The sequence below is a fragment of the Aminobacter sp. P4_H6_2 genome (genome assembly GCF_056400805.1).
Window position 1 is genome coordinate 1 of record NZ_JBFUKO010000145.1, and the last position, 9,981, is coordinate 9,981.

The 9,981-nt window shown below is 62.4% G+C and carries 13 protein-coding genes; 1 reads left to right on the forward strand and 12 read right to left on the reverse strand.

Features of this window, described 5'->3' with window-relative positions; translation table 11 throughout:
• From AC1DUU_RS13035 to AC1DUU_RS13045, 3 genes are all read right to left on the reverse strand, one after another.
• Nucleotides 1-858 (reverse strand): ABC transporter transmembrane domain-containing protein (locus tag AC1DUU_RS13035; protein WP_476783840.1); only part of this gene is annotated, 858 nt, incomplete at its 3' end.
• A gap of 14 nt (nucleotides 859-872) precedes the next feature.
• Complete coding sequence (locus AC1DUU_RS13040) at nucleotides 873-1,214, reverse strand: ArsR/SmtB family transcription factor (protein ID WP_476783841.1); 342 nt, start codon at nucleotides 1,212-1,214, stop codon at nucleotides 873-875.
• Nucleotides 1,215-1,283: 69 nt separating this feature from the next.
• On the reverse strand, nucleotides 1,284-2,639 hold the full coding sequence (locus AC1DUU_RS13045) for a LysM peptidoglycan-binding domain-containing protein (protein WP_476783842.1): 1,356 nt from the start codon (nucleotides 2,637-2,639) through the stop codon (nucleotides 1,284-1,286).
• A gap of 110 nt (nucleotides 2,640-2,749) precedes the next feature.
• Here AC1DUU_RS13045 and AC1DUU_RS13050 point away from each other — a divergent pair, with 110 nt between their 5' ends.
• Nucleotides 2,750-3,361 (forward strand): LOG family protein, encoded by a 612-nt coding sequence (locus AC1DUU_RS13050; protein ID WP_476783843.1) that lies wholly within the window; start codon nucleotides 2,750-2,752, stop codon nucleotides 3,359-3,361.
• Between the two features lie 9 nt (nucleotides 3,362-3,370).
• Here AC1DUU_RS13050 and AC1DUU_RS13055 read toward each other — a convergent pair whose 3' ends face one another.
• The 9 genes from AC1DUU_RS13055 to AC1DUU_RS13095 all read right to left on the reverse strand — a co-directional run bounded on the left by AC1DUU_RS13055 (nucleotide 3,371) and on the right by AC1DUU_RS13095 (nucleotide 9,926).
• Nucleotides 3,371-4,057, reverse strand: coding sequence for a glutathione S-transferase family protein (locus AC1DUU_RS13055; protein WP_476783844.1), 687 nt, complete (start codon nucleotides 4,055-4,057; stop codon nucleotides 3,371-3,373).
• 12 nt (nucleotides 4,058-4,069) lie between these two features.
• Nucleotides 4,070-4,978: an EamA family transporter RarD gene (rarD, locus tag AC1DUU_RS13060; protein ID WP_476783845.1), complete on the reverse strand. Its 909-nt coding sequence runs from the start codon at nucleotides 4,976-4,978 to the stop codon at nucleotides 4,070-4,072.
• Between the two features lie 129 nt (nucleotides 4,979-5,107).
• Nucleotides 5,108-6,730 carry a citramalate synthase gene (gene cimA / locus AC1DUU_RS13065; RefSeq protein WP_476783846.1) on the reverse strand — a complete coding sequence of 541 codons (1,623 nt, stop codon included), beginning with the start codon at nucleotides 6,728-6,730 and terminating at the stop codon, nucleotides 5,108-5,110.
• Complete coding sequence (pip, locus tag AC1DUU_RS13070; protein WP_476783847.1) at nucleotides 6,727-7,683, reverse strand: prolyl aminopeptidase; 957 nt, start codon at nucleotides 7,681-7,683, stop codon at nucleotides 6,727-6,729. The genes cimA and pip overlap by 4 nt, the downstream gene beginning before the upstream one ends.
• Nucleotides 7,680-8,156, reverse strand: a complete 477-nt coding sequence (locus AC1DUU_RS13075; RefSeq protein WP_476783848.1) for a GFA family protein — start codon at nucleotides 8,154-8,156, stop codon at nucleotides 7,680-7,682. The genes pip and AC1DUU_RS13075 overlap by 4 nt, the downstream gene beginning before the upstream one ends.
• On the reverse strand, nucleotides 8,153-8,644 hold the full coding sequence (locus AC1DUU_RS13080) for a GFA family protein (RefSeq protein ID WP_476783849.1): 492 nt from the start codon (nucleotides 8,642-8,644) through the stop codon (nucleotides 8,153-8,155). Before AC1DUU_RS13080 ends, AC1DUU_RS13075 begins: the two co-directional genes overlap by 4 nt.
• Nucleotides 8,641-9,132 carry a GFA family protein gene (locus AC1DUU_RS13085; protein ID WP_476783852.1) on the reverse strand — a complete coding sequence of 164 codons (492 nt, stop codon included), beginning with the start codon at nucleotides 9,130-9,132 and terminating at the stop codon, nucleotides 8,641-8,643. Before AC1DUU_RS13085 ends, AC1DUU_RS13080 begins: the two co-directional genes overlap by 4 nt.
• A 12-nt stretch (nucleotides 9,133-9,144) precedes the next feature.
• Entirely contained in the window at nucleotides 9,145-9,525 is a 381-nt protein-coding gene (locus AC1DUU_RS13090) for a VOC family protein (protein ID WP_476783850.1), read from the reverse strand.
• Nucleotides 9,522-9,926, reverse strand: a complete 405-nt coding sequence (locus AC1DUU_RS13095) for an endonuclease domain-containing protein (protein WP_476783851.1) — start codon at nucleotides 9,924-9,926, stop codon at nucleotides 9,522-9,524. Before AC1DUU_RS13095 ends, AC1DUU_RS13090 begins: the two co-directional genes overlap by 4 nt.
• Nucleotides 9,927-9,981: the final 55 nt, after the last annotated feature.

Consider the following 9,981-nt stretch of genomic DNA (forward strand, 5'->3'; position numbering starts at 1 on the left):
GTCATGCCGAGACGTCATGCCGAGACCGAAGATGACGCCCTGGCCAAAGTTGAGCCAGCCGAGCGAGGTCCAGGTCTTTGTCGCCGCCGACTCGTACCGCGCCATCGAGCGGTCGAAGCGCTCGGCTTCCATGCTTTCGTTGTTGAAGTATTTCACCGTCTCGAAATTGAGCAGCGAATCGATCGCCTTGGTGTTGGCGTCGGTGTCGGAATCGTTCATCTCGCGGCGGATGGCGATGCGCCAGTCGCTCGCCCGCACCGTGAACCAGACGTAGAGCCACACGGTCACAGCCACCACGGCCACATATTGCCAGCCATAGGCGAAAGCAAAGATGCCGGCCGTCAGCGCGAATTCGAGAATGGTCGGAGCGGTGTTGAGGATGGTGAAGCGGACGATCGTCTCGATGCCCTTGGTGCCGCGCTCGATGATGCGCGACAGCCCACCCGTCCGGCGCTCGAGATGGAAGCGCAGCGACAGCTGGTGCATGTGCACGAAAGTCCGGTGCGCAAGCTGCCGGACCGCGTATTGGCCGACGCTGGCAAACAGCGCGTCGCGCAACTGGTTGAAGCCGAGCTGGACGATACGCACGAAATTATAGGCCACCACCAGCATGACGGGTGCTGCGAGCAATGCCGGCAACGCCAGCGGCGTACGCTGGTCGCCGGCGAGCGCATCGGTCGCCCATTTGAAGAAATAGGGCCCCGCCACCAGCGTCAGCTTGGCGACGAACAGGAACACGGTTGCCCACACCACCCGCGCCCTGAGGTCGGGCCTGTCTTGCGGCCACATATAGGGCCACAGGTTCCTTATCGTGCTGAGGGTCGAGCCGCGTTCGGCGGAGACGGTCTTGTTAGCCACTATGCTTGCCTTGATTAGATGTCCGCGCCTTCGACGGCGCAGCAAGATTCGACGAGCGCCGAGACGGACGCGGAAATAGCAGTCAATGCCGCCTGGTCGATCTGATAGCGCGAGCGCTGCCGCTCCGGCGCGTAGCGGACCAGTCCGGCCTCGACGAGGATTTTCAGATGTTGCGAAACGGTCGACTGGGCGAGATCGAGATGCTCGACCACTTCCTTGCAGCAGCACGACCTGCCGCCGCCGAGGCGCCGCAGGATTTCAAGCCGTGCGGGATGTGAGAGAGCCGCAAGCTTTTGCGCCACATCCGCAACAGAGGCGGCGCGGCATGACGGTGCGGCGGCGGAGGATGGTTTCATCGTTCATCGACGATAAACGATGAATTCTATCCACGCAACCCAAGTTGGCTGAAATGCCTTTCCCGAAAGCTACGGCTTGGGCACGGGCATCGCCTGTTCGCCCATCGCGCCCATATTGGCCGCCTCGCCCTCCTGGGACTTTTCCGGCACGCGGAACACCTGCCCCGGCCAGATGCGGTCGGGATCGCTGATCTGATCCTGATTGGCGAGATAGATGTTGGAATAGCGCACGCCCTGGCCATAGACGCGGCGCGAGATACGCCACAATGAATCGCCGCGACGGATGATGACAGCGCCATCGACCGACTCGAGTTTGGGCGCAGTCGCTTCAGCGCCGGCCSAAGCGATATCGGCGGGCTTTTCCGGTGACGTCGCCTGAGTCTGTGCCGCTGGCGCAGTCGGCGCGTCGCTAGCTGCCGGCGCTTGCGACTTCGTTGCGGTATCAGCCGGTGCGGGTGCCGGTGCAACTGCGGCTACCGCTTCGCCCGGCTCGCGCTGGAACGGCACCGCCGCACGGGCCGCGACCTTGACACCGTCTGGCTCAAGCGCGTCGGCGCGGATGATGTAGTCGCCAACCGGCAGTTCGCGCTCTGCCTCGATCAGGAAGCGGCCTTCCGGCGTGGTCTGGGTTTCGCCGATCAGGATCTCGTTGGCGTAGGCACGCACCTTGCGGCCCGCATCGGCAACACCAGCGATGAAGATCTTCTTGCCTTCGATTTCGACGGCTTCAACTGCGATCTTCACCTTAGATGCGGATGCAACCGACTTTGCCGGGGCCGGCTGCGACGCGGTCTGTCCTTCGACTGTCGCTGCCGGCGCATTGGCCGGCTGGTCCGCTGCAGGCAGCTTCGTAGGCGCCTGGGCGGGCTTGGGGACGGTAATCAGCTCGGAGGGTTTGCCCGGCTCTTCGACAAGTGCCAGCACCTGTCCGCCCGGCTCCGAAGGCACGGAAACCACGGCGGTCTCGGTCGACGTCGCCACGACATTGTCGGGCGCGGTCGCGCGCAGCACGATCTGGTAGTCGCCCGGCTTGAGCGGCTGGTCGAGCACCACGGCGAAATCGCCGTCCGTGCCTGCAACCGCAGCCCCGATCACCTTCGATCCGGTCACGATCTCGACCTTGGCATTGCCGGCTGCCTTGCCGGCGATCACTATTGAGCCATTGTCTTCGACGCGCACGACGTCGAAGGACGGCGCCACCACAACGGGTGCCTGCGCAGCGGGGGCTGGCCCCTCGGCTGCCGGCTTCGCCGCCCCAGGGATCTTGTCCGCCTTCGGCGCGGCTGTTGGGGGTGCCGGCAAGCTCGCGACCACGGCGGGCGGCGCCAGGTAAGGATCAAGCGCACCTGACACATATGCAATGGTCGCAGCAGCGGCCGAGCCACCTGCTGCGAGAAGGAAGATTTTCAACGGATTAATTGCCATATATCGCTGCCCCTAGCCCTCCGATGGGTCTACCTTGTTTTGCCGGCAGCGACAAGAAAAAGCCCTGTCCGGGCTTGACCCGGTCTGTGGAGGCAATACCCAATCATATCATGAACACGATTCGATCCATCTGCGTCTATTGCGGCTCCTCGCCGGGCCACGATGAGGTCTACATCAAGGCCGGCCATCTGCTCGGCCACTCGATCGCCAAGGCCGGGCTCAGGCTCGTCTATGGCGGCGGCACCAAGGGCATCATGGGTGCGGTCGCCGATGGCGCGCAGCGCGCCGGCGGCAAGGTCACCGGCATCATACCGCGCTTCCTGATGAACAAGGAAGCAACCGAAACCGCCCTGACCCGGCTCGACGAACTCGTCATCACCGACAACATGCATGAGCGCAAGCACTTGATGTTCGAGAAATCGGACGCTTTCGTTGCGTTGCCGGGCGGCATCGGCACGGTCGAGGAGATCGTCGAGATCATGACCTGGGCGCAGCTCGGCCATCATCGCAAGCCGATCGTCTTTGCCAATGTCAAAGGCTTCTGGGACCCGATGCTGGCCCTGCTCGATCACATGAAGGCCGAAGGCTTCGTGCATACCTCGCATCTGGTTCAGCCATTGGTGGTCGACGAGCCGGAAGCCCTGGTCCCAGCGATCCTGGTCGCGGCAGGTTCCGACTCCACCCCCACCGAAGGCATGCAGTCGCTCATCGACAAGATGTGAGAACGGCCGTTAGGCCAAGGCACGCAGATCGGCCGTGATGACGCCCGAGGCCAAAATCTCGTCTTCATGCGGCGGATCGCGCCAGGTCTCCGCCAACGCCGCATCGTACCAATCGCGCATGGCCACGGTCTTGAGCATCATGGCGATGTATTCGCTTGAATTTCCGACGAAATCGAGCGTGTAGGTCTGTGCCCGAAAAACGACCGGGGCGAAGAACGCATCCACCGCTGTGAATGTGTCTCCCGCGAGGAACGGGCCGCCGAAGCGCTCGAGCCCCTGGTTCCACAGCGCACCAATGCGCGCGATATCTTTTTCCAGCCCCGCCGGCCGCTCCCTGAGGCTGACACGCACGCCGCAGCTCATGCCGCAGACATTGCGCAACGTTTGAAAACCGGAGTGCATCTCGGCCGCCGCCGAACGCGCCCAGGCGCGCGCAACAGCATCGGCCGGCCACACGCCTGGATGGCGCTCGGCGAGATACTCGACGATCGATAGCGAATCCCAGACCGCGATGTCGCCGTCGATCAGGCACGGAACGCAGCCATTCGGCGAAAACGAACGGAAATCCGGCTGACCAGGCAGGTTTCCAAACGGCACCTGCCGCTCAGTGAATGGAATGCCTAGCGTGCGCATCAACACCCAGGGCCTGAGCGACCAGGACGAATAGTTCTTGTTGGCGATATAGAGCTGGTACATTCGCTTGCCCAATCAACCGTTCTTCGAGCGCTCGGAAAACATCGACCAAGTGTAGATCGCGAGCGCCACCCAGATCAGGCCAAAAGCCACCGCGCGCTCGCTCGAGAACGGCTCGTGGAAGATGAAGATCGCAATGACGAAGATCATCGTCGGCGCGATGTACTGCATGATGCCGATTGTCGACATCCTGAGCAGCTTGGCGCCATTGGCAAACAGGATCAGCGGCACGGCAGTGACCACGCCGCAGCCGAGCATCAGCCAGACGTCGGTCATGCCGGTGGTGCCGAAATGGCCGGCGCCGGTCGTCTGGAGATAAAAGATGTAGCCCAGCGCCGGCAGCCCGAGGATCAGCACTTCGAGGAAGAAACCCTGCGCCGGGCCGATCGGCAGCGTCTTCTTGAACAGCGCGTAAAAGCCCCAGGACAGCGCCAGAACGATGGAAACCCACGGCAAACCGCCGCTTTCCCAGGTCAGCAGCCCAACGGCTATCACCGCGAGCCCTATCGCCACCATTTGCGCCCGGGTCAGCTTCTCGCCAAGCACGACAGCGCCCAAGAACACGCTGAACAGCGGGTTGATATAATAGCCGAGCGCGGTTTCGAGCGCGCGGTCATTGCCGATCGCCCAGACATAGACGCCCCAATTGATGGTGATCAGGGTTGCCGTCAGCGTGCCCATCAAAAGCGTGCGCGGATTGCGCAGGGCCACCTTGATGTCGGAGGTGCGGCCAAGCCACCACAGCAACAAAGCGGCGATCGGAATCGACCAGGTGATGCGGTGCGCGATCACCTCAGGGGCGGGAATATGGGCCACAGCCTTCATGTAGAAAGGCAAAAAACCCCACATCAGATAGGCCGAAAGGGCAAAAAGGAAGCCGCGGGAGGCTTCGTCCTTAGTGATCGCAGGCGTGTTGATGCTCATGGCGCGATCCTATGCGCCCGCTTGTCCGGACAGGCCATTTCAAAATACTGATGGTCCACCCGCTTTTCATTGATGGATCAATCGATAGGGCCAGCTTTTGGCGCCGGCCCTAACTCTCCAAGCCAGCTGCTATTCCGCCGCCGCCAGCCCGGCCATCTCGCGGTTTTTCATCAGCTTGTAGATGATCGAATCCATCAGCGCCTGGAACGACGCGTCGATGATGTTGGTCGAAACACCCACCGTCCACCAGCGCGCGCCGGTGCTGTCATGCGATTCGATCAGCACGCGGGTTATCGCCTCGGTGCCGCCATTGAGGATACGCACCTTGTAGTCGACAAGCTCGAGGTCGCCGATCTCGTTCTGGAACTTGCCGAGATCCTTGCGCAGCGCGATGTCGAGCGCATTTATGGGACCGTCACCCTCGGCAACCGACATCTTTTCCTCGCCGTCGACCAGTACCTTCACCACCGCTTCCGATACGGTCTTGAGGTTGCCATTGGCGTCGAAACGCCGCTCGACAAGGCAGCGGAACGAGGTCACGCGGAAGAACTCCGGCACCTCGTGCAGCATGCTGCGCGCCAGAAGTTCGAAGCTGGCATCAGCCCCTTCATAGGCATAACCCTCGGCCTCGCGCTCCTTGACCACCGAAATCAGCGAATCGAGCCGGCGGTCGTCCTTGGGCACGTCGATGCCGCGCCGCTTGAGCTCGGCAATGAAATTGGCCTTGCCGCCCTGGTCCGACACCATCACCTTGCGGCGATTGCCCACCATCTCCGGCGGCACGTGCTCGTAGGTCTTGGGTTCCTTGGCGATGGCCGATGCGTGGATGCCGGCCTTGGTGGCGAAGGCGGAAGCTCCAACATAGGGCGACTGCGCTTCGGGCGCGCGGTTGAGCAACTCGTCGAACGCGCGCGACAGCCTTGAGATGCCAGCTAGGGCATCAGCCGAAACGCCGGTCTCGAAACGTTCGGCAAAATGCGGCTTCAGCGCCAGCGTCGGCACGATGGTGATCAGATTGGCGTTGCCGCAGCGTTCGCCGATGCCGTTGATGGTGCCTTGAACCTGGCGCACGCCGGCTTCGATGGCCGCCAGCGAATTGGCTACCGCCTGGCCGGTGTCGTCATGGGCATGGATGCCGAGGTTGGCGCCCGGAATGCCCGCAGCGATCACCTTGGCCACGATCTCGCGCACCTCGGCCGGCTGGGTGCCGCCATTGGTGTCGCACAACACCACCCAGCGCGCTCCGGCATCATAGGCCGTGCGGGCGCAAGCCAGCGCATAGTCGGGATTGGCCTTGAAGCCGTCGAAGAAATGCTCGCAATCGACCATCGGCTCCTTGCCGGCCGCGCGGGCAGCTTCAACGGAGGCCTGGATCGATTCGAGGTTTTCCTCGTTGGTCACGCCAAGGGCGACACGGACATGATAGTCCCAGCTCTTGGCGACGTAGCAGATGCCGTCCGACTTGGCCTGCAGCAAGGTTGCAAGGCCCGGGTCGTTGGAAGCCGACACCCCTGCCCGCTTGGTCATGCCGAAGGCAACGAACTTCGCCCGCTTGGTCCGCTTTTCTGTGAAGAACGCCGTATCGGTTGGGTTCGCGCCGGGATAGCCGCCCTCGACATAGTCGAGGCCGAACTCGTCGAGCATGGTGGCGATCGCGATCTTGTCTTCGACCGAAAAGTCGATGCCCGGCGTCTGCTGGCCGTCGCGCAGTGTCGTGTCGAAGAGATAGATGCGTTCGCGTGCCATYGTCATTTCCCTGCGAACCTGTCGGTCGCCCTGACCAGCTGGTCCAATATGCCCGGTTCCGAATAAGCGTGGCCCGCGCCCTCGATAAGATGGAACTCGGCTTGCGGCCAGGCCTTGTGCAGCGCCCAGGCATATTTCGCCGGGCATGGCATGTCATAACGCCCATGGACGATGACGCCGGGAATGTCGCGCAGCTTGTGGGCGTCGCGGATCAGCTGGCCTTCGTCCATCCAGCCGGCATGGACGAAATAGTGGTTTTCGATGCGGGCGAAGGCGACGGCGAAGTCGTCCTCGCCGAACTTGCCGCTGGTATCGGGGTCAGGCAGCAGCGTGATCGTCTCGCCTTCCCACAGGCTCCAGGCAAGGGCTGCTTGCACCTTGGTCTTGTGGTCGTCACCGACGAGCCGCTTGCGATAGGCGGCCATCATGTCGCCGCGCTCGGCCTCAGGGATCGGGGCGACGAAGCGTTCCCACTTATCGGGGAACATCTCGGAGACGCCGAACTGGTAGTACCATTCGAGTTCGGCACGGGTCAGCGTGTAGATGCCGCGCACCACGAGCTCGCTGACGCGGTCAGGGTGCGTTTCGGCATAGGCCAGCGCCAGCGTCGAACCCCAGGAGCCACCGAACACCAGCCATTTGTCGAAGCCGGCCATCTCGCGCAGCCGTTCGATGTCGGCGACGAGATGCCAGGTCGTGTTGGCGTCGAGCGAGGCGTTGGGCACGGATTTTCCGCAGCCGCGCTGGTCGAACAGCATGATGTCGTAGAGCTTCGGATCGAACAGGCGGCGATGTTTGGGGGAGGTCGCACCGCCCGGACCGCCATGCAAAAACACCGCCGGCTTGCCGCCCTTGGTGCCGGAGCGTTCCCAATAGATCTGGTGGCCGTCGCCGACATCGAGCATGCCGCTGTCGAAGGGTTCGATCTCGGGGTAAAGGCCGCGCAATTCGGTGCTCATAGTTTCAGTCCGTGTTCCGGCCAGTTGGCCGTTTCTTGGTCGGGATGCTGGAAGGAGATGATCTGCTCCTGCCGCTTGTAATAGTCGGGGTTGTCGTGGATCGGCTGGTCGAAGATCGTCTCGACCCAGGGCAGCCGGGCGCCATGGTTGATCTGGATCGTCGGCGCGAGATCGGAGCGGTCATCGAACGAACCGATGGAGATTTCGAGCCCGTCCGGCTGGCGGTAGGTCATCGGCGTGCCGCAGCGCTGGCAGAAGCCGCGCGCAATATTGACCGAGGACTGGAAGTAGCTCGGCTCCTCGCGAATCCATTCGACACCGTCCGTCGGAACACCGACAAAAGCGCCGAAGAATGAGCCGAATTGCTTCTGGCACATGCGGCAATGGCAAATGGACGTGCGCCCAAGCGCGCCATGGATGCGAAAACGCACAGCGCCGCACTGGCAGCCGCCGGTTCTAACTGTCTCGGTCATGACCTTTTCTCCGGTGGCCATTGTTCAGTATCGTGATCTGGGTGCTGGCGGTTCGACGCCTTGATCGCCGCTGTCCATTCTGGCGAGTCGACATCTTCGCTCTCGCCCGAGTCCGGCACCGAAGTCAGCTCGGCAAACCAAGGCATGCGCCCCTCAATACTGTCCTGCGATTGTGGCTTCAGCCGCTCGGGGTGGTCCAGGGAGCCGATGGTCAAGCTGATATATTTGCTGTCGACGCCATTGTAGAACAGCGGCGTGCCACAATCTCGGCAATAGCCGCGCTCGACATTTTCGGAACTTCGAAACACAGCCGGCTCGCCGCGCGTCCAGGTCGTCGTCTCCTTCGGTGCCCCGACGAGCGCGGCAAAGAAGTTGCCGACCGCCTTCTGGCACATGCGGCAATGGCAGATATGAGCGTTGTCGACGATCGGCTCGGCGCTGTAGCGCACCGCCCCGCACTGGCAGCCTCCGGTGAACGGATCGCTCATGTCCTGACCTCCGGTGGCCATTGCTCGGTGTCGTGGTCGGGATGCTGGTAAGACACGATATCGTTGATGAAGCCGGCCGCTTCGGCGTCTTCTTCCGTGCTTTGTCCGGGCAGTTCGTGGATATGGTCGACGTAAGGCAGCTTGGCCTCGATGCCCCACTGGATCGTCGGCGCGATCTCTTCCGGCTCGTCGAAGGCTGCGATCGCCAAGGCGACACCGTCCGGTGCCTCGTAGCTCAGAGGCGTGCCGCATTCACCGCAAAAGCCGCGAAAGGCGAAGTTCGAGGAGCGGAATTTTTTCGGCTCGCCGCGCGTCCACGTCAGTTTCGCCTGCCGAACAGAGACAAGCGGCGCATAAAAATTGCCGAACGCCTTTTGGCACATGCGGCAGTGGCAGACCGAGGCGTCGCCGAGCGCGCCTTCGATGTGAAAACGCACCGCGCCGCATTGGCAACCGCCGGTATAAACAGGCTTGTTGTCGAGGCTCATCATGGCTTTCCCCTATGCCGGCGCATGGCATACCGCCTCGATGTTGTTGCCGTCGGGATCGAACACGAAGGCGGCATAATAGTCGGGATGATAGTGCGGCCGCGGGCCCGGCCCGCCATTATCCTTGCCACCAGCTGCGATCGCAGCCGCATAAAACGCATCGACCTCGGCGCGGCTGCGCGCGGTGAATGCGTAGTGGCGCCCCGGCCCGGCTTCCGCCTCATGCAGCCAGAACACCGGGCGCTCGCGGCCATAACCACCAACCTTGACGCCACCGGTATGTTCGCCCGGTACCATCATCAGAAACGACGCGCCGAGCGGCGCGAATGCCTTGTCGAAGAAGGCCTTCGCCTTGTCGAAATCGGCAACCGAAATTCCAGTATGGTCGATCATTGCACGAACTCCTCCTTCATGCGGGTGGCTCCGACCGGTCCGCCTTGGCCGGCACAGATGACGATATGCTGGTAGACATTGTCGATAGCGCGAAGAATGTCATCGTTCCAGAAGCGGACAATGGTCCAGCCGTGGTCTTCCAGCTTGGCGGTGCGCACGGCATCCGCTTCCGCAATATCGGCTGAGCCATGTTGCGAGCCGTCGATCTCAACAATCAACTTGTGTGTCGGGCAGGCAAAATCGACAATGTAACCGGCAATCGGCAACTGCCGCCGAAAACCCAGTCCCATCAGGCGGTGCGCTCTCAACTCATTCCAGAGTTTCAGCTCTGTATCGGTCATCTGCTTGCGCATCTTGCGCGCATTGCGACGGTTGGCCTGAGGAACTGAGTAGTGGGTCATTGCCGCCTACCCCCCTCTGCCCTGCCGGGCATCTCCCCCTCAAGGGGGGAGATCA

Coding starts and splice junctions, on each gene's coding strand:
- rarD (WP_476783845.1), bottom strand. CDS start 4,978: ATGAGCATCAACACGCCTGCGATCACTAAGGACGAAGCCTCCCGCGGC.
- AC1DUU_RS13050 (WP_476783843.1), top strand. CDS start 2,750: ATGAACACGATTCGATCCATCTGCGTCTATTGCGGCTCCTCGCCGGGC.
- AC1DUU_RS13095 (WP_476783851.1), bottom strand. CDS start 9,926: ATGACCCACTACTCAGTTCCTCAGGCCAACCGTCGCAATGCGCGCAAG.
- AC1DUU_RS13040 (WP_476783841.1), bottom strand. CDS start 1,214: ATGAAACCATCCTCCGCCGCCGCACCGTCATGCCGCGCCGCCTCTGTT.
- AC1DUU_RS13085 (WP_476783852.1), bottom strand. CDS start 9,132: ATGAGCCTCGACAACAAGCCTGTTTATACCGGCGGTTGCCAATGCGGC.
- AC1DUU_RS13075 (WP_476783848.1), bottom strand. CDS start 8,156: ATGACCGAGACAGTTAGAACCGGCGGCTGCCAGTGCGGCGCTGTGCGT.
- AC1DUU_RS13080 (WP_476783849.1), bottom strand. CDS start 8,644: ATGAGCGATCCGTTCACCGGAGGCTGCCAGTGCGGGGCGGTGCGCTAC.
- AC1DUU_RS13055 (WP_476783844.1), bottom strand. CDS start 4,057: ATGTACCAGCTCTATATCGCCAACAAGAACTATTCGTCCTGGTCGCTC.
- AC1DUU_RS13090 (WP_476783850.1), bottom strand. CDS start 9,525: ATGATCGACCATACTGGAATTTCGGTTGCCGATTTCGACAAGGCGAAG.
- pip (WP_476783847.1), bottom strand. CDS start 7,683: ATGAGCACCGAATTGCGCGGCCTTTACCCCGAGATCGAACCCTTCGAC.